Here is a 25799-nt window from a genome sequence, read left to right on the forward strand (position 1 = left end):
GCGCATGACCCGAATGCCCCATCGTCCGTTGCTCGCCGCCTGCGTCCTGGCCGGCCTGCTTGCCCCTCTCGCCGCCACCGAGGCCGCCGCGCAGTTCGGCACGGCGCCGCCGCTGCAGATCAGCTGGGAGGTGCGCAACCGCTTCCGTCTCTTCCGGGAGGAGCGCGACTTCCTGCTGCATACCGAGAGCACGCGCGACCGCTCCATCCTCGCCGCCGAGCAGGCGTTGGCGGTGCAGAGCGACGGCCGCGGCTGGGCCCGCAACGTCGTCAACCGGCTCTGCATCGACCTCGCCGGTCGCATCAACGAGCCATGCACGCGCGACAACGTCAAGGAAAGCTATCTCACGCCGATCGACCACCCGGTCACCGTGCGCCTGACCGGCCCGGTTCCGGTCGGCGCCACCTGCGCGTGGTCGTTCGACGACGGCGACGGGCCGCAGACCTCGACATTCGACTGCGCCGAGCCGGTCAACCTGCGCGTCCGCTACGGCCGGCAGACCGTGGCATCCGTCGATGTCGCCAGCCCGGATGGGACGCTGCAGGTCTCGACCGGAATCCAGGTCCGCGACGTCCTGATCGCCGGCCTCGGCGACAGCATCGCCTCCGGCGAGGGCAATCCGGACCGCCCGATCGCGCTCGCCGACGAAGGCTTCTGCTTCCGCTCCTATCTCGGCGGTCCGACCGCGCAATATTATCGGCCGAGCCGCGCCGGCTTCAAAGGCGGCCGCGCCTGCGAGGCGCCGGACACGCTGCAGAACTGGCAGAAGCACAGCGCGGTCTGGCTCAACGCCGCCTGCCACCGCTCGCTCTACAGCTACCAGACACGGACGGCGCTGGCGCTCGCCGTGCGCTATCCGCATGTCGCGGTCACCTACCTGCCGCTTGCCTGCACCGGCGCGACCATCGCCGACGGCCTGTTCGGCAGTCAGCGCGCGCGCGAATGCACGCCGGGCCGCTCTGCGGCCACTTGCGCCGGCGGCGTCAACGGCCAGCTCGGCGAGCTGCGCGAGGCGCTGACCGCGGCCAAGCGCCGCCAGCCGGACCGCAAGCTCGATCTGATTCTGCTGTCGATCGGCGCCAACGACATCAACTTCTCCGGCCTCGTCGCCGACGTCATCGTCGATACGCCCACCGAGCGCACGCTGTTCAAGCGCTCCGGCGTGATCGGCTCGGTCGAGGAATCGCGCAGCGAGCTGGCGCGCGACCTGCCGCAGGGTTTTGCCAAGCTGCGCGAGGCGCTGAAGCCGCTGGTCGGCGACCTCTCGCACGTCATCTACACATCCTACGGCAACCCGGCGCTGAGCGGCCCGGGCACGCCTTGCCCGGGTGGTCCGGCCGGCTTCGAGGTCCACCCGTCGTTCAATGCCAATCCGCAGCGGCTTGCCAAGGTCGCGGGCTTCGTCGAGAACGAGTTCCTGCCGTCACTGCGCGGGCTGGCGCAATGCACCGCGGGAGTCCTGTGCCGCGACCCGCAGGCCGACCGCATGACCTTCGTCGATGCGCATCAGGCCGCGTTTGCCGATCACGGCTTCTGCGCCCGCTCGCCGCAGGATCCGCCGTTCGACCGCGAATGCTTTTCGGCCGACGGCGCCAGCTTCGATCCGAACATCGTCAGCGCCGCCAACGAGCCGCTGCTGTGCGGCCGCGGCGCCAGCGAGTATCGCCCCTATCTGCCGCGCGCGCGCTGGATCCGCGACGCCAACGACAGCTACTTCTCGGCGATGACCTATCCGCAAGGGCTGCCGGCGGCGATGCAGCCCTCCGACATCCACGATGCGAGCTGGGGCGTGCTGTCCGCGGTCTATGGCGGCGCCGTGCATCCGACGGCGGAGGGCCATGCCGCGATGGCCGACGCCGCCTTTCCGGCTGCGGCGCAAGTGCTCAACCTCGATGCGGCCGAGCCCAACGTCACCAGCCAGCCGCTGCCGCCCGCGGGCGTGGTGAGGCAGTAGTCGGCCATTCGGGCAGAGATCGCAGAGGAAGAACGGCCTGAAGCGCTCCGCTCCGCACAGCGTCTTTCGGGAGGCCCTCCGTGAGCGGGCGCTCAGGGACAATGGCCGTGTGGCAGCGAGATCTCTGAGCCTCATGGTGAGTTGGGAGCGGACGGAGAGCTGGGCCGCCCCCTCGACGTCCCAACGCTCAGCGCGCAAGTCGGCGGCGACCACCGCCAAGCGATCCTGATTGTCGTTGTGCCCAATATGGGTTGTTCACGCACATGGCCGCGAGACCCCAACCTGCCCTTCGACACTGATCCCAGGATGTATAGGTGCATTCGAAAGAGGTGCTACCACCCCATTCCCACTTTTGTAGGCAGACAGGATAATTGGAATCATGGGTTTGAGCAGCGGCGATCGGGATCATGGAGATGGCCGCGCTCCCCGCGATTATCCAACGCAGCATCAGCATCGCTCCCTTCTCGAATTCCGACCGCTGCGGCCAATGGCCCGCACAACCACCGGCAAGCAACGCTCGGATGATCATGGAGACCTTGTCCTCGACCACGCGTTTGACCTGGATCAAGTTCTTCGCCGACGCGGTGTCCGAGATCGCGCTCCCTTGTCGGCCCGGAGCGACGGTCGTAGTTCGGAAGCCGTCTACTTGATTGCAGCCGGCTTCTTCATCATCGGCGGCGCCTGCTTGGTGGCAGGGCCTGTTGCCGTCGTCGCCTGCGAGGGCAGATATTTGGCGAGGATCGCCGGATCGATCTGCGCCATGTTGCTGTCCGGCAGGCGGGTCCAGGTCTCGTCCTTGCCGAACAGCGAGATGCCGAGATAGCCGTGCAGGATCAGCGACTGCCCATCCGGAGTGACCCGCATGTTGGCCTTCCAGATGTTGCCGTCGCGCGGGTTGAGCACGTTGCCGCCTTCGTATTTCAGCCCCTCGCGCTTCATGTCACGCACGAAGGAGATGCCGAGCACCGGCGCATTCTTGCGGTCATCGCTGCACTTCGAACAGACCTCGTTCGGATTGTCGCCGGGACGCGGAAACGTCTTGGCGATCACGCCCTCGAACACGCCGTCGTGGTCGATGAAGAGAAACCAGCCGACGGGCCTGCCATCCTCCACCTTCTGCCACAGACCGGCCGCGGTCGGCTCAGCCGCGAGCGCAGGCCGCGTCAGCAGAGCACCGGCAACAACGAGCGCGCCGATCGCGAGCTTCGTCACACCAGGCACCAGCCGAAGTCGGGGAAACGCATTGCGCATCATCATCTCACCTTGACCAAGTCACAAAATGAATGGCCGCACAGTACGGCCGTTTCGAGCATCGTTCCAGCCCATAACAGGTCTGGCGCGCCGGTGAAACCGGCACGCGCAGGAAACATTTCTTCACATTTGAGTTGGTCCGGCGGTGCCGGGTTCCACTGTGCGAACGAATTAGTTGACGCCGAGCTTCTTCTGCAGGCTCGACGACGACGTCGTGTACTGGAACACCAGCCGCTTCTCCGGATACACGTAGCGGTGCGCCTTCTGCGCCATCAGCGCGCCCTCGTGGAAGCCGCACAGGATCAGCTTGATCTTGCCGGGATAGGTATTGATGTCGCCGATCGCGAAGATGCCGGGCACCGAGGTCTCGAACGCCGACGTCTCGACCGGAATGAGATTGTGCTCGAGCGCGAGGCCCCACTCGGCGACCGGGCCGAGCTTCATCGTCAGGCCGAAGAACGGCAGCATCATCTCGCACGGCACGGTCTCGACCGCATTGTCGTTGCCCTTGATGGTGGCCGCGGAAAGCTGACCGTTCGCACCTTCGAGCGCGGTCACCTGACCGATGCGCAGATCCATCTTGCCGCTCGCGACCAGCGCGCGCATCTGCTCGACGCTGTGCGGCGCGGCACGGAAGTCGTCGCGGCGATGGACGAGCGTGATGCGCTTGGCAAGGGGATGCAGATTGAGCGTCCAGTCGAGCGCGGAATCGCCGCCGCCGACGATGACGACATGCTTGTCGCGGAACTGCTCCATCTTGCGCACGGCATAAAATACCGAGGTGCCTTCGTAGGCCTCGATGCCCGGCACCGGCGGACGCTTGGGCTGGAACGAGCCGCCGCCGGCGGCGATCACCACGACCTTGCACTCGAACACCTTGCCGGCATCGGTGGTGACGCGAAAACCGGGATCGCCGATCTTCTCGACCTTCTCGACCATCTCGCCGAGATGGAAGGTCGGACTGAACGGCTTGATCTGCTCCATCAATTGATCGGTGAGGCCCTGCCCCGTCACCATCGGCACGCCGGGAATGTCGTAGATCGGCTTCTCCGGATACAGCTCGGCGCATTGGCCGCCGACCTTATCGAGGATGTCGATCAGATGCGCCTTGATGTCGAGCAGCCCCAGTTCAAAAACGGCAAACAGTCCGCAAGGGCCCGCGCCAATGATCAGCACATCGGTCTTGATCGCTTCGCTCATGTCGCTCTTCTCGTTGGAGGCGCCGCTCGACAGAGGGCGGCAGATGGCGGTTCCGAATTTGTAGCCAACGGGGTGGTCGCAGGGAAGGCACAAAAGCCGGCCCCTGCTCGCGCGCGCGGCTTGCAGCGGCGGGCTTAGCCGGGTTTGAAGGGGATATGAATGATGGAGATCAATCGGTGACAGAGACGGCCCGCCGCGACCACGCGCCACGCCTGGAGGACTTTCCCTACCGCCTCACGGACAATGTCCGCTTCGGCGATCTCGACCCCAACCAGCACGTCAACAATGCGGTCTACGCGACCTATTTCGAGACCGGCCGGGTGACCCTGATGAAGGACCCGCGCCACGGCCTCGGACAGGAGGGGCTGGCCTGGATCATGGTGCGGCTCGACATGCATTTCCGCGCCGAACTGCGCTGGCCGGGCACCATCGAGCTGGGACTGGGGGTCGTGAGGCTGGGGCGCACGTCGGTGACCTGCGAGCAGGTCGTGTTCTCGGACGGGCGCTGCGTGGCGTCGGCCACCGCGGTCATGGTTCTGATCGACGAAGTAACGCGCAAGCCGGCGCCGCTCACGCCGAATCTCATTGCTGCGCTACAGCCCTGGGTCCGCCGTGGCGTTACGATCGCGCCGCCGGCATAGGCCTGGCGGCGATCATCGGAGGCGCGGCGACGAGGGCGCGAGGCGACCGGTCAGGCCTGACGCTCGGGGGTGGAGACGACGAGGCCGTCGAGTTCGTCGGAGACCTTGATCTGGCAGGAAAGACGGGAATTCGGCCGGACATCGTAGCCGAAATCGAGCATGTCCTCTTCCATCGGGGTCGGCGGGCCGACCTTCTCGCGCCAGGCTTCGTCGACATAGACATGGCAGGTCGCGCAGGCGCACGCGCCGCCACATTCGGCCTCGATGCCGGGAATGGCGTTGCGGATTGCCGCTTCCATCACGGTCGCGCCGTTCTCGATGTCAACGGTTCGGGATTCGCCGGTATGGTCGACAAAGGTGATCTTGGCCATGTGTGCTCGTGCTGCGCAGGAAATGAGGTCGGGCTGTCCTATAACGGACCGCTCCGCTCCGCGCTAGTGCTGCCGCCGGCCGCTCAGGCCGCGCCGAGCATCTCCGAAATCGCCGCGCGGGCCTGCGCGATCGCCGTGCCGAGCCAGGCCAGCGCATCGGCCGGATCGCCCGCCCGCAGCGCCGCTTCGAGCCCTTCCGCCGCGTCGGCGACGTCGAGCGCGCCGACGGCGCGGGCCGAGCCCTTCAGCGTGTGGGCGACGGTGGCGGCATCCTCCGGCATCACCTGCAACCGCTCCAGCAGGCGGACGGCCTGGCTGGAGAACATGGCCAGCACCTCGCGCTCGAGCGCGCTGTCGCCGAGCGTCATCCGGCGCAGCAGGTCCAGGCTGATCGGCCCGTCGTCGGGAACCAGCGGGGGCGAGGGCATCCATTCGATCCGTGAAAGGTCGGGAATCATGGCGGCAATCCGGTCCGGGCAGGCGCGCCGCGCGCGCCTGTGGTAAGCCAAGCACGACAATGGTTAATGCATTGTTACCGGCCCAATTGCCGCGGGGTTGCCGCGATTTGGGCCCGGCTCCGCCCCAATCGCGGCAGAAACGGGAATTCGCAGAACTTCTAAAGCGTTAACGGCGGCTGCTGTTAACGATGATTAAGAATCTCTTAACCACGGCCATTTCTTTCAACAGGCACAGCCAATAGGATGATGCCCGGATGGAGTGGGTCACCTGGCGGAATTTGCCACCCCTGGTGCCTGCGAGGGATGACGTCCGGTTCGAGCGTTGCGAGAGGGCACTCGTACGCGGCTCGCCGGATCGAAATTAAGACGAGGGCTCGGACTCAACATGGCGAACACTCCGAAAAAGGTCAAAGACCCGACTGAAGTTGCGCTGTCCGCCATTCAGGAGGCTTTGAACATCAGCGATTCGTCCGCGCCCACGGACTCGCAGAGCTCGGTCCACGCTGACGGAGCCCCGCCGATCATGCCGAACGGCGTGTCGAGCCTGGATTCGTTCGACTCCCGTCCGGGCATCGATCGCAGCAGCCTTGACGAGATTGAGCCGCCGCCGCTCGCCGCGCGCCGTCCGGCCAATGACGACCGCGAAACCATCGGCCAGTTGCTGCAGGCGATCCAGAAGGGCCGCCCGTCGCGCGGCGTGTACACGCTGGCAACCGCCTTTGCAGGCATCTGGATCGTCGGCTGCGTGCTGCTGACCATCGGTTTCCTGCCCGCCTTGCAGGCCTTGATCGGCCAGAGCGGCGGCGTGCTGGTGCTCGCCGGCCTCGCCGCGGTGTTCTTCGCACCCGTTCTGCTGTTCTATTTCCTCGCGAGCCTCGCCTGGCGCGGCCAGGAGCTGCGCATGATCGCGCAGTCGATGGCGCAGGTGGCGATCCGCTTCTCAGAGCCGGAGGGCGCCGTCAGCGATTCGATCGTGACCGTCGGCCAGGCCATCCGCCGCGAGGTCGCGGCGATGGGCGACGGCGTCGAGCGCGCGATCGCGCGCGCGGGCGAGCTCGAGATGCTGGTCGCCAACGAGGTCGCGGCCCTCGAGCGCGCCTACAGCGACAACGAGGTCCGCATCCGCGCCCTGCTGCAGGACATCGCCCACCAGCGCGACAACCTCGTCGGCCAGGCCGAGCAGGTCCGCAGCGCCATCTCGGGCGTCCAGATCGACCTTCGCCACGACATCGCGCTGATCTCGGACGCCATCGCGTCGCGGGTCGACGAGGTCGCCAAGAGCATCACCGGCGCGCTGGAAGAGCGCGGCGCCCACATCACGGCCGCGCTCGGCAACGCCGGCGACAACATGATCCTCGCGCTCGGCGAGCGCGGTGGCGATCTGCTCGACCGGCTCGAAGAGGCCAGCGCCGAGACCACCCGCGCCGTGCTCGACGCCTCGGAGCGGCTCACCACCAGCCTCAATTTCAAGACCGGCCACGTCCACGACGAGTTCGCCGACCTGTCGGACCGAGTCCACGAGATGCTCAACGAGCGCATCGACCGCATCACCGGCGAGTTCGAGCAGCGCACGGCGGCCATCGTCGACGGCATTTCGGTGCGCACCGAGCAGCTCCACGACCAGCTCAAGGCCTCCGGCGAGTCCCTCCTGCTGGAGCTCGAACTGCGCAGCGGCGATCTCGTCACCAAGATCGACGAGGCGAGCCAGCGCATGTCCGGCCACATCGTCACGTCAGGCGAGAAGGCGAGCGAGTCGCTCGATGCGACCGTCAATTCGCTGGTCGCCAAGGTCGTCAGCCAGACCGAGAGCACCCACGACACGCTGTCGATCCAGATCAGTGCCTTCGACGAGCTGGTGAAGAACCAGGGCACCGAGCTCGCCGAGCGCTTCGCACGCGACAGCTCGACCTTGGGCGCGCTGATCACCCGGCACATCACAGAGTTCGACCGCACGGTGAAGACCTATGGCGGCGAGATCGTCGAGCGCATGGGCCAGCGGACCCAGGAAATCTCCGACAATCTCAAGTCTTATGTCGACACGTTCGATACGCGGCTGTCGTCCAACAGCGGTGAGATCACGGCGACGCTGGATCAGCGGCTGAACCAGTTCGAGACCAATCTGCAGGCCCGCATCACCACCCTCGACACCTCGCTCGATGCGAAGATCAAGACCTTCGACGACAGCGTCGAGGGCCGCCTCAAGTCGCTCGAGGAGAACTTCGACACCCGCGCGACCTCGGTCACCTCGACGATCGAGGGCCGCCTCGGCACCCTGTCCAATTCGCTGACCGACGGCGCGGCGCAGGTTCTGCACGCGATCGACTCGCGGCTGACCGTTCTGACCACCTCGCTGACCGACGGTTCGGCGCAGGCGATCCAGTCGATCGATTCCCGCCTCAACATTCTGACCTCCTCGCTGACCGACGGCACCGACAAGGCGCTCGAAGCCATCGATCAGCGCATCCACAGCCTGTCGAACATCATCGACGGCCGCAGCTACGAGCTGACCGAAGCCGTCACCGCACGCTTCCAGGACATCCATCAGGGCATCGAGACCCGCGTCGGCTCGATCGCCAAGGACATCGACCAGCGCGTCTCGCAGTTCGAGGACCTCTTGGGCTCGCGCGTCGAGGCCGTGGCCGGCCGCATCGAGAGCAGCGGCCGTCAGGCCAGCGACGAGCTGATGACCCGCGCCGAGCTGCTGTCCGCCAGCATCAAGTCGCATGTGGAAGATGCGGAGCGGGCGCTCACAAACCTCGTGGTCAACACCAGCGAGACGATCCAGACCGGTGCCCGCTCGGCACAGCAGTCGCTGCTCAACGTCTCGACTGACGTCGGCTCGCAGCTGAAGAACACGTCCGCCGAGGTCGAGCGTGCCCTGTCGAACGCAGGCAGCGGCGCGGCCGAGGCCGTCCTGACCAGTGCGCGCGAGGCCCAGGCCGCGCTGGTCGCGGCCTCCGGCGAGACCGCCGACCAGATCAAGTCGCTGTCGGCCGACGTCGAGCGTACGCTCACGGCGGCAGGGTCGACCACCGCAGCCTCGATCCTCGCCGGTGCGCGCGAGGCCCAGAACACGCTGGTGTCCGCCTCCTCCGACGCCGCCACCCACGTCAAGTCGCTCGCCGTCGACGTCGAGCAGGCGCTGACGGCCGCCGGCTCGGCCACGGCAGCCTCGATCCTCGCCGGTGCGCGCGAGGTCCAGAACACGCTGGTGTCCGCCTCCTCCAACGCAGCCGACCACGTGAAGTCGCTCGCAGCCGACGTGCAGCGCTCGCTGACCAGTGCCGGGACGGAAACCGCCGAAGCCATCACGGCGGGCGCTCGCGATGCCCAGCATGCCCTGCTCGCGGCATCGAGCGAAGCGGCCGAACAGGTCAAGGCGCTGACCGTCGACGTCCAGCGCTCGCTGTCGATCGCGGGGACGACCACCGCGGAAACGATCACCGGCGGCGCCCGGGAAGCGCAGAACACGCTGATCAGCGCTTCGTCCGAAGCGGCCAATCACGTCAAGTCGCTGGCGGCCGACGTCGAGCGCACGCTCGCGGCGGTCGGGACCAGCACGGCCGCGGCGATCGTCGACAGCGCCCGCGACGTCCAGTCGAAGCTCGTCACCGCCTCGACGGAAGCAACCGAGCACGTCAAGTCGCTGGCCGTCGACGTCGAGCGGACGTTGTCGTCCGTCGGCGCCGATACCGCGACCTCGATCCTCAACAGCGCGCGCCAGGCGCAGATGTCGCTGACCGCCACGTCGGCCGACACCGCGGCCACCCTGGTCGGCAGCGCACGCGAAGCCCAGGCGGTGCTGACGACGACCACGACCGAGACGGTCGCGGTGATCGTCGGCGGCGCGCGCGAGGCGCAGAACCTGCTGACGGCCACCTCCACCGACACCGCGGGCCAGCTCAAGGCGATGTCGTCGGAGATCGAGCGCGTCATCAATTCCGTCGCGGCGAACACCACCGACGCGATCCAGAGCAGCGCGCTCAATGCGCAGAGCGCGCTCGTCGCCGCCTCCAACGAGGTCTCCACGCGGGTCAAGTCGACCTCGACCGAGATCGAGCGCTCGGTGCTCGCCGCCGGCAACTCGTTCGGCTCGGCCATGACCGGCAAGACCGACGAGATCGTCACCTATGTGCAGCAGCAGAGCGAGCGGCTGTCGCAGATGCTCGACGGCAAGCGCGGCACCCTGGTCGAGGCGCTCAACTCCAAGACCAACCAACTCACGATCGAGATCGATCGCGTCACCACCGACGCGCTGAAGGCGATCGAGGTGCGCGGCCAGAACTTCGCCCAGAGCGTCAATGGCAACGGCTCCGAGGTCGCCCGCACCATCACCTCGGCGGGCGAGCTTGCGACCACCGCGATCACCAAGTCGCTCAAGGAGCTGGAGCAGGCCTCGCGCGCGGCGATCGAGCAGTCGCGCCAGGTCTCGGTGGCCGCGGTCACCGAGATGCAGGAGACGAGCAAGATCCTGCGCACCGACACGGTCGCCCTGTTCGAGCGTCTGCGCGAGGGCAACATCCTGCTGCAGGAGGTCCTGACCGGAGCCCACGACAACCTCAACTCGCTGGAGCGGGCGCTGGTCACCCGGGTGGCCGACTTCGTCACCGCGATGAACGACGTCACCGCGCGCAACGGCACCGCGACGCAGACGCTCGAGGACCAGCTCAACGTGTTCAACTCCAAGACGTCGCGGGCGCTGGAGGATCTCAACTCGCTGTCCAGCCAGTTCGACGCGCATGGCAAGGCGCTGATCGAGGCGGCGGCGATCGTCGAGCAGAGCAACCGCGATGCGACCGTCTCGATCTCGGATCGCAAGACGACGCTGGAATCGCTGGTCACCACCATCGATCTGCGCACGGCCGATCTCGACCAGCGTCTGACCCGCTTCACCACCCTGCTCGACGAGTCCTTGGCGGCCGCCGAGGAGCGCGCCCGCGACATCGCCCGCGTCGTGGCGGAAACGGCGGGTGCCGGCTCCACCGCGCTCAGCCGCCAGTTCGAAGCCATCCGCACCAACGCCGAGGAGGAGCGCCGCCTCACCACGTCGCAGATGCAGGAGATCTACCAGCAGAGCACGCAGGAAGCCGATGCGATGTTCAAGCAGTCGGCCGAGAAGTTCGCCACGCTGGTGTCGAGCATGAAGCAGATGACCGCCGAGATGCATCGCGAGCTCGAGGCGACGCGCAACGAGCTGCGCCGCGGCGTGCTGGAGATGCCGCAGGAGGCCGCCGAGAGCACGGCGCAGATGCGCAAGGTCATCGTCGACCAGATCGAGGCGCTGGCCGAGCTCAACCGGATCGTCGCCCATCATGGCCGCGGCCTCGACGTGGTCAGCGCGTCGCGCCCCGCCGCGGTCGCCGCGCCCGCCGCCGTGATCCGTCAGGAAGAGCCGATCGTCGCCGCAGCCGTCGGCGGCCGGCCCGACATGCGCCTGCGCGAGCCGGCTGCGACCAGCGTCGCCAACCTGCCGCCGCCGGATCTCGGCATGCAGCCGCCGGCCCCGCCGCCGCAGCCACGCCGGGTCGAAGCGCCGCCGATGGGTCCGGTCGCCGATCAGCGCAGCGACAACTGGCTGTCCGACCTGCTCAACCGGGCCGACAACAGCACCGCCGGCCAGCCGCAGCCTCCGCGTGGCCGCGGTCCGGCGCAGCAGTCGGGCAATCCACTGGAGTCGCTGTCGCTCGACATCGCCCGGCTGATGGACCGCAATCTCGCGGCCGAGATGTGGGACCGCTACCAGCGCGGCGAGACCAAGGCGTTCTCCAAGCGTCTCTACACCCCGGCCGGCCAGAAGGCATTCGACGAGGTCGCCCGCAAGTACCGCGCCGACCGCACCTTCAAGCAGACGGTGGACCGCTACATCACCGAGTTCGAGCGACTGCTCGACGAGGTCGCCCGCGACGACCGCAATCCGCAGGCGCTGCGTGCCCAGCTCACCTCGGAGACCGGGCTGGTCTACACCCTGCTCGCCCACGCCGCCGGAAGGCTGGCGTGACGAAGGGGGCGAATGGCGAGTAGCCGACCAACGATCGAAAAACAAACGGAGGCCGCGAGGCCTCCGTTTTGCTTTTGCAGGTCCAGCAACGCTTTTTCCGGCTTCGCTCGTTCCCGCCCCGCTTCCGCTCAACCGGACAGGAAGGCCTGGCGCCGGGTGGCGCATCCTGCAGTCGAGGTCGCCCAGGACTCGGACGTCACGGTCCGTCAGACGAGACGACGACGCACCGACCAAGGAGCCACCAGCGGCGCGCGGCAGGAGAGCTCACGCACCCTATTCGCTACTCCCTATTCGCCAAGGCCTCACCGCCGTCCGCTGGCGGAGGGCGCGGGCGCCGGCTGCGAGGCCTGGGCGTTGCTCGGGCTGGAGTTGCTGGCGCCGAACAGGACCCGGGTCGGATTGCGGTCGAAATTGTTCACGGCGCGGCTGATGTCGGACAGCGTACGCCGTCCATCGGCCATAAGCGCGCCGGAGCGCTTGTCCAGATCCTCGGCGAGCTCGCGGATCGACTTCACCGTCAGGAACAGCTCGCCGCCATCCTTGCCGCCGGCCAGCGTGTTGAGACCGAGCATCAGGGTATCGGCCTTGCCCATGATGCCGTCGACCCGGCTCATGACGCCATCGATGCGCTCGGAATTACGGGCCAGCGACTGGGTGAACACCTCGAGATTCTTGATTGAGTTCTTTACGGCGTCCTGGTTGTCGGCGACGACCTTGTTGATGTTCTGCAAGGTGGCGCGGATCGCTTCGGTCACGTCCTGCAGCCGGGTCGGATCGGCACGCAGCACCGGCACGCCATCCTCGTCGAGCGGCGGCGGCGGCGCAGCCTCCTCGCCGCCCTTCAGCGAGATCGCGGCGACGCCGGTCAGGCCCTGGAACTCGAGCCCGACCAGGGTGTCCTTGCGGATCGGCGCGTTGTTCTCGACCATCGCCAGCGCCACGACGCGGCGCGGATTGTCGAGCTTGACCGAAATGACCTCGCCGACCCGGATACCATTGAAGTTGACGCTGCCGCCGTTGCGCAGACCCGCGGCCGGCCCCTCGAACACGACCCGCAGCGGGCTGCGCTGCTTGGTCGTGTGCAGGCTCTGAAACCAGAGGACAAACCCGATCGCCGCGGCAATCACTGCCAGCGTGAACGACCCGATCAGGACGTAATTCGCCCGCGTTTCCATTACCAACTCCGGTACCGGCACGTCACGGCGGTCATCCAGCCCCCGCTTCCGCGCACTGTCGGTTGGCGCCGGACAGCGGCACCCACCCCATCAACTTTGTCGCGGCAGTCCCCACTCCCGCTCACAAAAATCGTCCCTGGGGCGCGTCGCGCTACCCCATCACGGCTCGGGCACGCTTGCCGTGGAAATACTGTCGGAGCCACGGATGTTCCGAGGCCTGCATGTCGGCCATCGATCCCGCGGCGATAATCTTGCCGTCGCCAAGCACGGCGATGCGGTCGCACGCCGTATACAGGCTGTCGAGATCATGGGTTACCATGAAAACCGTCAGTCCCAAAGTGCGCTGCAGGGTCCGGACGAGCTCGTCGAAATCGCCGGCGCCGATCGGGTCGAGTCCCGAGGTCGGCTCATCGAGGAACACCAGTTCCGGATCGAGCGCGAGCGCGCGTGCCAGCGCGACCCGCTTGATCATGCCCCCCGACAGCTCGCTCGGGAAACGATCAGCAACATCGGGCCGCAATCCGACCATCACCAGCTTTGCGATCATGATCTCGTCGAGCAGACGCTGCGAGACCTTGAGATACTCCCGGACCGGGAACTGGATGTTCTGCCGCACCGTGAGCGAGGAGAACAACGCGCCCTGTTGGAACAGCACGCCCCAGCGCCGCTCGACGGCGCGGCGGCCGGCACGATCGGCGGCGTCGAGATCGACGCCGAACACCTCGATGTTGCCCGACAGCTTCGGCACCAGGCCGATGATGGTGCGCGTCAGCACCGACTTGCCCGCGCCAGAGGGACCGACGAAGCCCAGGATCTCGCCGCGCTTGACGTCGAGGTCGAGTCCGTCGAGCACGCGCGTCTTGCCGAACTGCACGGTGACGTCACGCACGCGGATGATGGGATCGGAGACCTGCTGCACCATCTCAGCTCACATCCCGACCGCGGCGAAGAAGATCGCGAACACGCCGTCCATCACGATGACGAAGAAGATGCCCTTCACCACCGACGAAGTGGTGTGGCGCCCCAGCGACTCGGCGCTGCCCTGCACGGCCAGTCCTTCGACGCAGGCGACGATCCCGATCACGGCAGCCATCACCGGCGCCTTGAGCAGGCCAACCTTGAAATGATCGATCGAGATCGCATCGCGCAGGCGCAGCAGGAAGGCCTCGGGATCGACGCCGCCATAAAACCAGGCCACCAGCCCGCCGCCATAGAGCGCGGCGATGTCGCCGAGGAAGGCCAGGATCGGCAGCGCGATCACCAGCGCCAGCATGCGCGGCAGGATCAGGACCTCGATCGGATCGAAGCCCATGGTGCGCAGCGCGTCGATCTCCTCGCGCATCTTCATCGAGCCGAGCTCGGCCGTGTAGGCGCTGCCCGACCGGCCGGCGATCATGATCGCCACAAGCAGCACGCCGATCTCGCGCAGCACCAGCACGCCGAGCATGTCGACGACGAAGATGTCGGCGCCGAACCTTCGGAAATGGAAGATGCCCTGCTGAGCGATGATGCAGCCGATCAGGAAGGTGATCAGCACGATGATCGGCACCGCACGCCAGCACACCTGCTCGAGATGATGGATGGTCGAGGTCAGTCGGAAGCTGCGGGGATGAATGAGGACCCGGCCGCTAGCGACGATCACGGCGCCGAGCATGTCGATGAGTGCGGCGACCGTGCCGAAGATGCCGGCGACACTGAGACCGATCTGGCCGAGCATGCCGGTGATGGTCACCATCGTCGCGTCGCCATTGGGCGCGGTGCTGACGCGGCGAACCTCGTCGACCAGGCTGGCGTAGTTCGCAGAGAGCCCATCGATCCGGACCTCGACGGTTCCGGTCGTGAAGCTGCGGCGCAGCCGCTCGATCAGCCAGGCGCCGAACGTGTCGAGCTTGGACACCTGGGAGACGTCGATGGAGACATCGATCTTCTTGCCGGCGAGCTTTTCGGCATCGGCGACGAGCCGTTCGAGCGACGGCGCAAAGGGCGCAGTCCAGGCGCCGGTCGCGCGCAGCGACAGCGCATTGCCATCGCCACTGCGCTGCAGATCAGGGCCGCCCTTCACGACGGCCATCCTCGGAGCCTTGGACGTCCGCTCCTTGACGAGAAAAATCCCACCGCGTCGCTACCACCTTGCCGGAGACCACTATCAACAGCCATAGTCGGTCACATCGCGCAAGTCCCAAGCGCCTCATTCCGGTTCACAAAGCGCCAGACTTTCAAATGACTTCCAACGGTTTTCCAATACTGGACGCCCGGATCGGCCACTGGCCGATCGCCGGCAGCTTCACGATCAGCCGCGGCGTCAAGACCGAAGCCGTGACAGTGATCGCGGAGCTGCGACACGGGACGATGGTTGGCCACGGCGAATGCGTGCCCTATCCGCGTTATGGCGAAACGCCCGATGCGGCGCTGAGCGCCCTGCTCGCGATGCGCGATGCGATCGCCTCTGGTCTCGACCGCAACGCCCTGCAGACGGCGATGCCGCCGGGCGCGGCGCGCAATGCCCTCGATTGCGCGCTGCTCGACCTCGAAGCCAAACGAAACGGCCGGCGCATCTGGGACCTGCTCGGACGCCGCGCACCGGCGCCGTGCGTCACGGCCTACACGATTTCGCTCGGGACCCCCGATGTGATGGCCAAAGCTGCGGCCAAGGCCGCGCACCGCCCGCTGCTCAAGATCAAGCTCGGCGGCGACGGCGATCCGGCGCGGATTGCAGCCGTGCGAGCCGCGGCGCCGCAGTCACAACTGATCGTCGACGCCAACGAGGCCTGGACCGAGGCCGTCCTGGAATCCAATCTCGCAGCCTGCGCCGCCGCCGGCGTCACGCTGGTCGAGCAGCCGCTGCCCGCAGGCAACGACGAAGCGCTCGGAAGGATCGCGCGCCCGCTCGCCGTCTGCGCCGACGAGAGCGTGCACGACCGCAGCTCGCTGGACGCGCTGCGTGGGCGCTACGACGCCGTCAACATCAAGCTCGATAAGACCGGAGGACTCACCGAGGCGCTTGCCATGGCCGATGCCGCGCGCGCGCTCGGCTTCGACATCATGGTCGGCTGCATGGTGGCGACGTCGCTGTCGATGGCGCCGGCCATGCTGCTGACGCCGTTCGCCCGTTTCGTCGATCTGGACGGACCGCTGCTGCTCGCCGAGGATTGCGAGCACGGCCTGCACTACGAGGACAGCCTGGTCTATCCGCCCGATCAGGCGTTGTGGGGCTGAAGCGAGACGCCGCGGCGCGCGAGCCACATCAGCGCGCCGCCCGCTCCGGCCATCGCAGCCATCACGTAGTAGACGCCGGGGCCATAGGCCGCATAGACCGGCCCCGAGAGGGCCGACGCCGCCGAGCCGACCACGCCGCTGGCGGCGGCATAATAGCCCTGCCCGCGCGCGGTCAGATGCGCCGGCACCTGGCGCACCAGCAGCCCCATGGTTCCGACCAGCGTCAGCCCGAAAGTGAAGCCATGGCTGATCTGGACCGCCGCGAGCCCCGCCGCATGCGGCTCCTGCGCCGTGAGGCTCCAGCGCAGCACGGCCGCCATCGCACCGATCATGACCAGGCTGGCGGGCGCCAGCGTGAACCGTGGCGACAGGGCAAACACGACGATCTCGGCGAGCACGCCCATGGTCCAGAGCCAAGCGATGGTCAGCCCGCTGAAGCCCTGCGCCTTCCACTCGATGGCGGAGAACGTGTAGTAGGCCGCATGGCTGGCCTGAATCAGCGCCGAAGCTGCGATGATGCAGAGGAAGCTCGGATTGCCCAGCAGACTGCGGCCGTCCCGGGACGGGGCGGCGCCTTGCGGCAAGGGCGGCAGCGCCTGCAGCAGCAGGCTGCTTGCCGCACCGCACAGCGCAACCGAGACGATGATCCAGATCAGCTCGGACGACGGCGCGAGATCGGCCAGCCCGCCGCACAGCAGCGTTCCAGCGATGAAGGCCGCCGATCCCCACAGCCGCAGGCGACCGTAGTTCAGGCCATAGCTCATCACGCCACGAAGCGCATAGGCGTCCGTCAGCGGGACAACGGGTGTCCATAGGCAGCAGGTCGCCACGTAGACCAGGAATACCAGCCAGGGTTCGCGCTGGAAGGCAAGAACCACAAAGCCCGATGCCGTTGCGAAGGTGGCCAGCCCCATCGCGGTGCGCAGGGCCTGCCGGCGCTCGGCGACCGCAGTGATCAGCGGCAGGACGGTGAAGCGGGTTACGGCGGGAACCGCAATGATGACGCCAATCCATGCGGCATCCAGCCCGATCGCCCGTAGCCATACGGGAAAGAACGGCAGATGCGTGCCCGACAGCATGAACACCGCGCCATAGAACAGCCCCAACCTGTCCGCGAATCGGCGCGACAATACCGGCGATGTGGTGGAGATTTGTCGGGACAGTGGCATCAATTCAATTGCGATTCGATCAATATCATGGTGATCGTTATGCCAACGCGCAGCAATGTGCGCGATAGGTTTGCCATGGTCGATGAAGTCTTCGCCCTCTCGCCGATATCCGCCCGTGCGGCTCAGCCGAACGAGGCCGATTACGAGGCGATCCGCGACGCCTTCATGGAGACGTCCCGAGGCCGCTGGTTCCTCGGTGAATATGCCAAGCGCAACCGCAATGCTGACACCAGCATGGTGCTCGACGCCGTCGCCCGCATCGAGCACGCTCTTGCCTCGCAGCGTCAGCAGCAGCAGGAATTCGAGCAGGCGGACAGCAAGGCGCTGCCCGAAGCGCTCGCCGCGATCCGCGCCACGGTCGAAGACGCCGCGTTGGCCGCCGCCTCTGCGGTCGACCGCATGGCCCTCGAGCAGAACCTGGCGCCGGTGCGCAAGGGCATCCGAATCATCAAGGAGATTTCCTGGCGCTGGCGCGAGATCGGCGCCGATTCCCGGATCTGTGACCTGATCGATTCGCAGGTGACATCGATCGAGGCCGCCTGCGATCAGCTTGCGAGCGCCGACCCCAAGCTCGCGCTGCTTGCGGCGTTCGAGATCATCAAGACGCGGCTGAAGGAGCTCGAGGCGGAGAAAGCGAGCGTTCCGCCTGCGGCCGACGAGATCAGTCCGGCGGCCGAGGCCGCCGCTTCGCCAGCGCCTTATGTCGCATCAAGTCCGTCCGCCGAGATGGTGGTCTCGGAGCCGGAGCCTGCACCGGAACAGAGCGAGGCGTCCCAGGCAGCGCTCGAGATCGCCATTCCGCTCGTTGCGGCGGTGGCCGCGATGGAAGTGGTTGAGACCTCCTCGGCTGCTGACGCTGTGATCGTGGCGGCCGCAGCAGTCGACGCCAGGATCGTTGACGCCGAAACTGCGGCAGTGGTGCAGCCCCCGGAAGCTGCGACGGAGCCGTCGGTGGACGAAGCCCTGCTCGAGATCGAGCAGCACGCCGCGGCGGCCCTGGATGACGCCGCCGCCGCAGAAGCCGAAGACGAAGCTATTCTGGAATTGGTCGCGGCGGAGATGGGTGTCCTCGACCCGATCGACGACGAGGAGTTCAGCCGGGTCAGGACGCTCGGCTTCGACATTGAGGAGCCGACCTCGGTCGACGACGACATCGTCGCGAGCTTCAGCGAGACAGCGCCGTCGGAGCCGGATCTCGTGCTGACCACGGCAGAAGCCCCGGTTGCCACGGCGGCGCCGGCTCCGGCTGCGCCCACGATGCCTGCCCCGCCGGTGTCTGCCCCGCCGGTGTCTGCTCCGTCGATGTCTGCCCCTCCGATGCCGGCCCCGCCCACGGCGGCCCCGCGCATGGCATCGCCTCCAGTCCCGGCGCCAATCCCCAGCGCGCCCGTATCGCCACCGCTTCCGGAGGCGATCACCATCGAGACCCTGGCCGCCGTGGCGGCTGCGGTCGCAGCTCAATCTCCCGCAGCGGCCCCGCAGGCCGACGTTTTGCCGAGCCAGCAGTTCCGCCCGACCGCCGCCGCGGCTCACAGCACCAGCGCATCCGCGATGCCCAAGCCTGCCTACGAGCCGTCGCTGGGATCGACACTCCTGTCGAACGGCCTTCTGCAGCGGCCACAGGCGCCCGCCAATGACTCGCTGGCGCCGATCCGTCGCATGACCCAGCCTGAGAAGATCGCATTCTTCTCGTAGGCCGAGAGCATCTCGGCCACCTCCTGTTGAACCTCGATCACTGAGCACCAAGGGTGCCGCGTTGATGGGTGACGCTGATCACGTACGCCACTGCGTGATCTGCGTAGCCTGATCCTCAAGCCATTCGCTTTGCGCATGCTCGAGGAGAACGCCGTGCCCGTTCCGAAATTTCGCGCTGTAACGTCCGCCTGGAAATCCCTGCTCATGTCCGCGCTTCTGGGCCTGATGGCCTGGATCGGCCCGGACTCGGCGTTCGCCGCCGGCGGTGAGCTCGACAACCTTCACACGCCACCGCGCGCGCTGGCAGCTCCCTCACCGGCAAGGGAGAGCAACAGGCCCGCCGCGATCCCTCAAGGAGCCGAGCCACGCGTCGCGCTCGTGATCGGCAATGCGGGCTATCAGAACGCGCCGCCGCTGGAGAACCCGGACAACGACGCCCATGCTGTTGCCAAGCTGTTGAACTCGGCCGGCTTCGAGGTGATCACGGCGACCGACCTGACGCAGAACGAGATGCTCAAGGTCGTGGAGGATTTTTCGAGCCGGGTGGCAGCACACGGGCCGAACACCGTGGCAATGGTCTACTACGCCGGCCATGGGGTTCAGCTCGCGGGGGAGAACTATCTAATCCCGATCGATGCCCGTATCTCAGCGCCCTCCGACCTGACGACGGGGACCATCCGGCTGGTGGATCTGATGGCAACGCTCGACGCCATCCCGAGCCGCATGCGGATCGTCGTGCTGGACGCCTGCCGCAACAATCCATTCCCTGCCATCAACGATGCCGGACGCGGGTTGGCCATCGTCGACGCGCCGAACGGCTCCATCCTCGGATATTCGACCTCGCCCGGCGCGGAGGCGCTCGACGGCCGCGGCGAGCACAGCCCTTATGCGCAGGCCTTCCTCGACCTCGCGCGACAGCCGAACCTGCCGATCGAGCAATTGTTCAAGCGCATCCGTCTGCAGGTCAACCAGACCACCGACGGCCGGCAGACGCCGTGGGAAAGCTCTTCGCTCACCGGCGAATTCACCTTCTTCGGGGATACGCTGGTCGCGGCCGCGCGCCCTGCCGAGAATGCGCCGGTGATCCAGATGGCGGCCGACCTGCCCAGCCGGTCCGTGCGGCAGGCCTATGACTACGTGCTGTCGGAGAACCGTCCGCAATATTATCGCGAGTTCATCGCGATGTATCCGCGCGATCCGCTCGCCGACCGCATCCGCGCCCTGCTCGCCGGCCTCGTGCAGGCCGCGGCGTGGCACGAGGCCGTACTGGCGAATTCGCCGGCCGCCTATCGGAGCTTCCGTGAATCCTATGCCGACAGTCCATATGCGCCGGTCGCGCTGCGGCTGCAGGGGCAGCCTCGGCCCATCCCCTTGCTGCAGCCGAGCCGCCTCATGATGCCGCCGCAACTGGCGCCGATCGCGCGACCGTTCAATCCGGGCGCCCAGATCCCGCAGCCGAAGCTGCCGACCACCACCATGCCGCCGCGCGGGCCGCTGCCGCCCACGGTCGTCACGAAAGGCGATGCCGTCAACAACGCGATTCCCAAAAAGGTCGTCGATCCCGGGCCGATCTCTCAGACGAAATTGCGCGACAGGATCATGCCGCCGGCAAATCCGCCCGTGACTACGAAAATCCAGCGCGACCCACTGAAGCGCAGTCCTGGTCGGCCATTCGACACCCGCGAGGTCCGGCGTCCCTTCCCCGGCAATTCCGGACCGTTCAAGCCGAACATCAACGCGTCGCATCCGTCGATGGCGCGGGGTCAAGGCGGCCTGACGCGGGGCGCGCCGCACGTCGCGCAGTCCGGACCGCGGATGGGTGGTGGAGGATCGACAAGAGGCGGCCTCGGCTTTCGCTGAGGCTTGATCGTCAGGCAATCAGCCGGGCGTAGAGCTCAGCGTCGACATTGCCGCCGGAGAGCACGATCACCACAGTCTTGCCCGCCGCGTCCAGCCGGCCGGCCAGCAATGCCGCGAGCCCGACCGACCCGCCGGGCTCGACCACGAGCTTCAGCTCCCGGAAGGCAAAGCCGACCGCCCGCCCCACCTCCTCATCCGAGGCCTCGACCGCAGCCGACAGAAGTTGGCTGTTGATCGCGAAGGTGATCTCGCCCGGAATCGCCGCCATCAGCGCGTCGCAGATGGTCCGGCCCTTTGCATCGTGGGCCTCGCGGTGACCGGCCCGCAGCGAGCGCGCATGGTCGTCGAAGCCGCTTGGCTCGGCAACGATCATCTGCGTCTGCGGATATCGCGCCTTCACCGCGGTCGAGACGCCGGCAAGCAGCCCGCCGCCGGAAGCAGGCACAATCACCAGATCCGGTGACAGGCCGAGCGCAGCAAGGTCGTCGGCGATCTCGCGGCCAACGGTGCCCTGCCCGGCGATGACGAAGGGATCGTCATAGGGCGGCACCACCGTCGAGCCGCGCTTTGCAGCGATGCCGCGCGCGATCGCTTCGCGGTCCTCGCGGTCGCGATCATAGAGCACGACGTCGGCGCCGAACGCCTTGGTGCGCTCGCGCTTGGCCGCCGGCGCATCCGAGGGCATCACGATCGTGGCGTCCATGCCCAGCAATGTGGCGGCATGGGCGACGCCCTGCGCATGATTGCCGGAGGAGAATGCGACGACGCCGTTGCCGCGCGCTGCTTGCGGGATCGACGCCAGCTTGTTGTAGGCGCCACGGAACTTGAACGAGCCGGTCCGCTGCAGCACCTCCGGCTTCACGAAGACGTTCGCTTTGAACCGCTCGTTGAGCACGGGAGCCGGCAGCAGCGGAGTCCGCACGGCCACGGGCGCGAGGACGCGTGCCGCCGCATCGATGTCGGCGGCGGTCACGGGCAGGATCGGGGAATGAGCTGTCATATCCCTATTTTACCGCGCCCGATTGCCGAGAGGCAAGGGAGCCGGTGTCAGGCGGCGCGGGCGGCCAGCTGCGGAACCGGCGCGGGCTGCCGCTGCGGATCGGTCCAGGTGAGGATCTCGAAACGGCCGTCCTCGTGCTCGACCAGCGCCGTGCAGCTCTCGACCCAGTCGCCGCAATTCATGTAACGGATGTCGTCCTGGTCGCGGATGACGGCGCAATGGATGTGGCCGCAGATCACGCCGTCAGCGCCATGCCGCCGCGCCTCGGAGGCCAGTGCCGTCTCGAACGCGCCGATATAGTTCACCGCGTTCTTGACCTTCTGCTTGGCCCATTGCGACAGCGACCAATAGGGCACGCCGAACATGCGGCGGAAGAAGTTGACCAGCCGGTTCATCTGGATCGCAAAATCGTAGGCCTTGTCGCCGAGATGGGCGAGCCAGCGCGCGTTCTGCACGACCAGATCGAAGATGTCGCCATGGATCACCAGATAGCGCTTTCCGTCGGTGCCGGTGTGCACGATGTTCTCGACGACGTCGATGCCGCCGAAATGCGTGCCGTAGTAGCCGCGCAGGAACTCGTCGTGATTGCCGGGGACGTAAACGACCTTGGCGCCCTTGCGCGCCTTGCGCAGCATCTTCTGCACCAGGTCGTTATGCGACTGCGGCCAATGCCAGCTCGATTTGAGCGCCCAGCCATCGATGATGTCGCCGACCAGATAGATCGTATCGGCATCATGGTGGCGCAGGAAATCGACCAGGAGATTGGCCTGCGAGCCGCGGGCTCCGAGATGAACGTCCGAGATGAACAACGTCCGAAAGCGCCGAGCCGGGCTTTCTTCACCAGCAGTCTCAAGTCCCATGCGCGCCCACCTAACAGCCCCTGATGACACTGCGATGACGAACGGCCGCACCGGCAGAACCCATCCTGCCGGACCGCGACCGGACACCGCTCGTGCGACGACTCGCGACGTCCCTCGTCACTGCCCCGCGATACCAGCGGGGTGCGACAATCAGGCGACAGGCGGGCGGCGCGAACAGGGAAAATCGGCGTCCTATCTCGGCATAGTGACGACGCGCAGATTGTTGGTGGTGCCGGCCTGCGCGAACGGGATGCCGGCGACGACGACGAGCAGGTCGCCGGCTTCCGCGAATTCCTCCTGCATGGCAAAGAAGGTCGCGCGCTCGACCATTTCCTCGTAGTTCTGCACGTCCTGCGACAGCACGCTGTGCGCGCCCCACAACAGGCACATGCGCCGCGAGGTGTCCTCGTTCGGCGTGATCGCCAGAATCGGCAGGCTCGGCCGCTTGCGCGCAACGCGGGAGGCCGAAGTTCCGCTCGACGTATAGGCCACGATCGCCCTGGCGTGGATCGCCGACGCCAGGTCGGCCGCGGCGGTCGCCACCGCATGCGGTGCGGTCTGCTCCTCGCCCGGCTGCGTCGCCTCGACGATGGAGCGGTACATCTTGTGGCCCTCGGTTGCCTTGATGATGCTGTCCATCATCGCGACCGCCTCGCGCGGGTATTGCCCGCTGGCCGATTCCGCCGACAGCATCACCGCGTCGGCGCCGTCATAGATCGCGGTCGCGACGTCGGAGACCTCGGCGCGGGTCGGCGTCGGCGTCGCGACCATCGAATCCAGCATCTGCGTCGCGACGATCACCGGCTTCACCGCGAGCCGGCAGGCGCGCACCAGCTCCTTCTGCTTGCCCGGCACGTCCTCGTTGGGAATCTCGACGCCGAGATCGCCGCGCGCGACCATGATCGCGTCCGACAGCTGGATGATGTCGTCGATGCGCTCCAGCGCCGCCGGCTTCTCGATCTTGGACATGATGCCGGCCCGGCCATTGATCAGGCCCCTCGCCTCCAGCACGTCGGACGGCTTCTGCACGAACGACAGCGCCACCCAGTCGACGCCGAGGTCGAGCCCAAAGGCAAGATCGGAGCGGTCCTTGGCCGTCAGCGGCGACAGCTCCAGAATCGTGCCCGGCAGATTGACGCCCTTGTGATTGGAGATCGCGCCGCCGACGATCACCTTGGCTTCGATCCAGTCGTCGCCGAGGCCCATGACGCGCACCCGCACGCGGCCGTCATCGATCAGAAGATCGTGACCGGGCGCGACCGCCGCAAAGATCTCCGGATGTGGCAACGGAATCGACGTCTTGTCGCCCTCGGTGCCGTTGAGGACAAACCGAATCGTCTCGCCGGCTTCGACCTGGATCTTCTTGTCGCGCAGCGTGCCGACACGAATCTTCGGACCCTGCAGATCCATCAAGATGCCGATTGGCCGCTGCACCTCCTTCTCGAGGGCGCGGACCGCGGCATGGACCCTGGCGTGATCGGCCTGCGTGCCGTGACTGAAATTGAGACGAAATGTGTCTACACCGGCGAGGAACAGCGCTTTCAGCATCTCCGGAGAATTGCTCGCGGGACCGACAGTCGCGACGATCTTGGCTCGACGGTGACGACGCATGATGTGTCCTTTCTCCTGAAGCCCAGGCCACTTAAGTCCGTGTCTCGCGTCACTATGACATGCATGTGATTAGCATGCGCTGACGCAGCGGAAGCGCTGATATACGCCCCGCAGCGTCCATTGCAAGCGCGACGCGGAACACGCCGAAATTGTGCAAGAGAGTGGCACGCCTCAGACGTTGGAGCCGTGGATCGCGTCGATGACGGCGTCGGTCACCTCCTTGGTCGTCGCCTTGCCGCCCACGTCGGGCGTCAGGATGCCGGCTGCACACACCTTTTCCACGGCCGCCATCAATCGCACGGCCGCGTCCCTCTCGCCGAGATGCTCGAGCATCTGCACGCCGGTCCAGAACGTCGCCACCGGATTGGCGATGCCCTTGCCGGTGATGTCGAACGCCGAGCCATGGATCGGCTCGAACATCGACGGGAAGCGCCGCTCCGGATCGATGTTGCCGGTCGGCGCGACGCCGAGGCTGCCGGCGAGCGCGCCGGCGAGATCGGAGAGGATGTCGGCGTGAAGGTTGGTCGCGACGATGGTGTCGAGACTCTTCGGCTGCAGGGTCATGCGCACGGTCATCGCATCGACCAGCATCTTGTCCCAGCTCACGTCGGGGAATTCGCGCGCGACCTCGGCGGCGATCTCGTCCCACATCACCATGCCATGGCGCTGAGCGTTCGACTTGGTGACGACGGTGAGGAACTTGCGCGGCCGCGACTGCGCCAGCTTGAACGCGTAGCGCATGATTCTGACGACGCCGACGCGGGTGAAGATCGCGACCTCCGTGCCCACCTCCTCCGGCAGGCCGCGATGCGCGCGGCCGCCCATGCCGGCATATTCGCCCTCGGAATTCTCGCGCACGATCACCCAGTCGATATCGCCGGCGCCGACATTGCGCAGCGGCGAGGCCACGCCGGGCAGGATCTTGGTCGGGCGCACATTGGCGTACTGATCAAAACCCTGGCAGATCGGCAGCCGCAGACCCCACAGCGTGATATGATCGGGCACGTCGGGCGCGCCGACCGCGCCGAAATAGATCGCATCGAATTTCTTGAGTTCGGTAAGGCCGTCGGCCGGCATCATCACGCCGTGCTTCTTGTAGTAGTCCGAGCCCCAGTCGAAAGTCTTGACGTTGAAGCTGATGTCGCCCGCGCGCTTGGCGAGTGCCTCGAGCACGCGGACGCCCTCGGAGATGACCTCGGGGCCGATGCCGTCGGCGGGAATGGCGGCGATGGAATGGGTGCGCATTTGAGCTTTTCTTGACCTCTGTCCGGGCGTTTCACCCGGACAGCTTTTGCACGACATCCCGCGAACGACAAGCCGGCGCCGGGCTGTGTCGCCGC

At 66.8% G+C, this 25799-nt stretch carries 19 protein-coding genes; 6 read left to right on the forward strand and 13 right to left on the reverse strand.

All coding sequences use genetic code 11. From position 1 onward, the window contains the following. Window positions 1–4 precede the first annotated feature (4 nt). Window positions 5–1954 carry a hypothetical protein gene (locus tag QX128_RS29480; RefSeq protein ID WP_316182982.1) on the forward strand — a complete coding sequence of 650 codons (1950 nt, stop codon included), beginning with the start codon at window positions 5–7 and terminating at the stop codon, window positions 1952–1954. 187 nt (window positions 1955–2141) lie between these two features. On the opposite strand, the gene QX128_RS29485 is transcribed toward QX128_RS29480, so the two are convergent. The 3 genes from QX128_RS29485 to QX128_RS29495 form a co-directional block, all read right to left on the reverse strand. Continuing rightward, window positions 2142–2522: a DUF3551 domain-containing protein gene (locus QX128_RS29485; RefSeq protein WP_316239269.1), complete on the reverse strand. Its 381-nt coding sequence runs from the start codon at window positions 2520–2522 to the stop codon at window positions 2142–2144. A gap of 74 nt (window positions 2523–2596) precedes the next feature. Continuing rightward, window positions 2597–3205: a DUF2147 domain-containing protein gene (locus tag QX128_RS29490; protein ID WP_315804353.1), complete on the reverse strand. Its 609-nt coding sequence runs from the start codon at window positions 3203–3205 to the stop codon at window positions 2597–2599. Window positions 3206–3376: 171 nt separating this feature from the next. Then, complete coding sequence (locus QX128_RS29495) at window positions 3377–4405, reverse strand: NAD(P)/FAD-dependent oxidoreductase (protein WP_315804328.1); 1029 nt, start codon at window positions 4403–4405, stop codon at window positions 3377–3379. Between the two features lie 176 nt (window positions 4406–4581). On the opposite strand from QX128_RS29495, the gene QX128_RS29500 reads away from it, so the two are divergent. After that, complete coding sequence (locus QX128_RS29500; protein ID WP_316239270.1) at window positions 4582–5046, forward strand: thioesterase family protein; 465 nt, start codon at window positions 4582–4584, stop codon at window positions 5044–5046. Window positions 5047–5096: 50 nt separating this feature from the next. Here QX128_RS29500 and QX128_RS29505 read toward each other — a convergent pair whose 3' ends face one another. After that, window positions 5097–5417, reverse strand: a complete 321-nt coding sequence (locus QX128_RS29505) for a 2Fe-2S iron-sulfur cluster-binding protein (RefSeq protein ID WP_006609837.1) — start codon at window positions 5415–5417, stop codon at window positions 5097–5099. 83 nt (window positions 5418–5500) lie between these two features. Next, window positions 5501–5845 carry an Hpt domain-containing protein gene (locus QX128_RS29510; protein WP_315804330.1) on the reverse strand — a complete coding sequence of 115 codons (345 nt, stop codon included), beginning with the start codon at window positions 5843–5845 and terminating at the stop codon, window positions 5501–5503. A gap of 415 nt (window positions 5846–6260) precedes the next feature. Between QX128_RS29510 and QX128_RS29515 the strand changes: the two genes are divergently transcribed. Then, on the forward strand, window positions 6261–11873 hold the full coding sequence (locus QX128_RS29515; RefSeq protein ID WP_316239271.1) for a methyl-accepting chemotaxis protein: 5613 nt from the start codon (window positions 6261–6263) through the stop codon (window positions 11871–11873). Window positions 11874–12175: 302 nt separating this feature from the next. Here QX128_RS29515 and QX128_RS29520 read toward each other — a convergent pair whose 3' ends face one another. The 3 genes from QX128_RS29520 to QX128_RS29530 all read right to left on the reverse strand — a co-directional run bounded on the left by QX128_RS29520 (window position 12176) and on the right by QX128_RS29530 (window position 15110). Next, entirely contained in the window at window positions 12176–13048 is an 873-nt protein-coding gene (locus tag QX128_RS29520) for an MlaD family protein (protein WP_315804332.1), read from the reverse strand. A 151-nt stretch (window positions 13049–13199) separates the two neighbouring features. Further along, the gene (locus QX128_RS29525; RefSeq protein WP_315804333.1) at window positions 13200–13970 is read right to left on the reverse strand and encodes an ABC transporter ATP-binding protein; all 771 of its coding nucleotides are present in this window, start codon (window positions 13968–13970) and stop codon (window positions 13200–13202) included. Window positions 13971–13976: 6 nt separating this feature from the next. Continuing rightward, window positions 13977–15110 carry an ABC transporter permease gene (locus QX128_RS29530; RefSeq protein ID WP_315804354.1) on the reverse strand — a complete coding sequence of 378 codons (1134 nt, stop codon included), beginning with the start codon at window positions 15108–15110 and terminating at the stop codon, window positions 13977–13979. 158 nt (window positions 15111–15268) lie between these two features. Here QX128_RS29530 and dgcA point away from each other — a divergent pair, with 158 nt between their 5' ends. Then, window positions 15269–16264, forward strand: coding sequence for an N-acetyl-D-Glu racemase DgcA (gene dgcA / locus QX128_RS29535; RefSeq protein ID WP_316239272.1), 996 nt, complete (start codon window positions 15269–15271; stop codon window positions 16262–16264). Here dgcA and QX128_RS29540 read toward each other — a convergent pair. Beyond that, complete coding sequence (locus QX128_RS29540; RefSeq protein ID WP_316239273.1) at window positions 16246–17433, reverse strand: MFS transporter; 1188 nt, start codon at window positions 17431–17433, stop codon at window positions 16246–16248. The two genes, dgcA and QX128_RS29540, sit on opposite strands and share 19 nt — an antisense overlap. A gap of 75 nt (window positions 17434–17508) precedes the next feature. On the opposite strand from QX128_RS29540, the gene QX128_RS29545 reads away from it, so the two are divergent. Beyond that, window positions 17509–19128, forward strand: coding sequence for a hypothetical protein (locus tag QX128_RS29545; protein ID WP_316239274.1), 1620 nt, complete (start codon window positions 17509–17511; stop codon window positions 19126–19128). Window positions 19129–19281: 153 nt separating this feature from the next. Then, a complete protein-coding gene (locus tag QX128_RS29550) occupies window positions 19282–20988 on the forward strand; it encodes a caspase family protein (protein WP_316239275.1) in 1707 nt (568 codons plus the stop codon). 10 nt (window positions 20989–20998) lie between these two features. On the opposite strand, the gene QX128_RS29555 is transcribed toward QX128_RS29550, so the two are convergent. The 4 genes from QX128_RS29555 to QX128_RS29570 form a co-directional block, all read right to left on the reverse strand. Then, complete coding sequence (locus QX128_RS29555; RefSeq protein WP_316239276.1) at window positions 20999–21988, reverse strand: threonine/serine dehydratase; 990 nt, start codon at window positions 21986–21988, stop codon at window positions 20999–21001. 47 nt (window positions 21989–22035) lie between these two features. Further along, the gene (locus QX128_RS29560; RefSeq protein WP_316239277.1) at window positions 22036–22848 is read right to left on the reverse strand and encodes a UDP-2,3-diacylglucosamine diphosphatase; all 813 of its coding nucleotides are present in this window, start codon (window positions 22846–22848) and stop codon (window positions 22036–22038) included. A 192-nt stretch (window positions 22849–23040) separates the two neighbouring features. Further along, complete coding sequence (gene pyk, locus QX128_RS29565) at window positions 23041–24459, reverse strand: pyruvate kinase (protein WP_316239278.1); 1419 nt, start codon at window positions 24457–24459, stop codon at window positions 23041–23043. Window positions 24460–24630: 171 nt separating this feature from the next. Beyond that, the gene (locus QX128_RS29570; RefSeq protein WP_316239279.1) at window positions 24631–25704 is read right to left on the reverse strand and encodes a tartrate dehydrogenase; all 1074 of its coding nucleotides are present in this window, start codon (window positions 25702–25704) and stop codon (window positions 24631–24633) included. Window positions 25705–25799: the final 95 nt, after the last annotated feature.

It is taken from the genome of Bradyrhizobium sp. SZCCHNR1015, from assembly GCF_032489875.1.
GTDB lineage: Bacteria > Pseudomonadota > Alphaproteobacteria > Rhizobiales > Xanthobacteraceae > Bradyrhizobium.

What these genes read in the sequence shown, in the direction of transcription:
- QX128_RS29510 (WP_315804330.1), bottom strand. Translation starts at nt 5,845, where the DNA reads ATGCCCTCGCCCCCGCTGGTTCCCGACGACGGGCCGATCAGCCTGGAC.
- QX128_RS29520 (WP_315804332.1), bottom strand. Translation starts at nt 13,048, where the DNA reads ATGGAAACGCGGGCGAATTACGTCCTGATCGGGTCGTTCACGCTGGCA.
- pyk (WP_316239278.1), bottom strand. Translation starts at nt 24,459, where the DNA reads ATGCGTCGTCACCGTCGAGCCAAGATCGTCGCGACTGTCGGTCCCGCG.
- QX128_RS29495 (WP_315804328.1), bottom strand. Translation starts at nt 4,405, where the DNA reads ATGAGCGAAGCGATCAAGACCGATGTGCTGATCATTGGCGCGGGCCCT.
- QX128_RS29480 (WP_316182982.1), top strand. Translation starts at nt 5, where the DNA reads ATGACCCGAATGCCCCATCGTCCGTTGCTCGCCGCCTGCGTCCTGGCC.
- QX128_RS29545 (WP_316239274.1), top strand. Translation starts at nt 17,509, where the DNA reads ATGGTCGATGAAGTCTTCGCCCTCTCGCCGATATCCGCCCGTGCGGCT.
- QX128_RS29540 (WP_316239273.1), bottom strand. Translation starts at nt 17,433, where the DNA reads ATGCCACTGTCCCGACAAATCTCCACCACATCGCCGGTATTGTCGCGC.
- QX128_RS29560 (WP_316239277.1), bottom strand. Translation starts at nt 22,848, where the DNA reads ATGGGACTTGAGACTGCTGGTGAAGAAAGCCCGGCTCGGCGCTTTCGG.
- QX128_RS29490 (WP_315804353.1), bottom strand. Translation starts at nt 3,205, where the DNA reads ATGCGCAATGCGTTTCCCCGACTTCGGCTGGTGCCTGGTGTGACGAAG.
- QX128_RS29555 (WP_316239276.1), bottom strand. Translation starts at nt 21,988, where the DNA reads ATGACAGCTCATTCCCCGATCCTGCCCGTGACCGCCGCCGACATCGAT.
- dgcA (WP_316239272.1), top strand. Translation starts at nt 15,269, where the DNA reads ATGACTTCCAACGGTTTTCCAATACTGGACGCCCGGATCGGCCACTGG.
- QX128_RS29525 (WP_315804333.1), bottom strand. Translation starts at nt 13,970, where the DNA reads ATGGTGCAGCAGGTCTCCGATCCCATCATCCGCGTGCGTGACGTCACC.
- QX128_RS29515 (WP_316239271.1), top strand. Translation starts at nt 6,261, where the DNA reads ATGGCGAACACTCCGAAAAAGGTCAAAGACCCGACTGAAGTTGCGCTG.
- QX128_RS29570 (WP_316239279.1), bottom strand. Translation starts at nt 25,704, where the DNA reads ATGCGCACCCATTCCATCGCCGCCATTCCCGCCGACGGCATCGGCCCC.
- QX128_RS29505 (WP_006609837.1), bottom strand. Translation starts at nt 5,417, where the DNA reads ATGGCCAAGATCACCTTTGTCGACCATACCGGCGAATCCCGAACCGTT.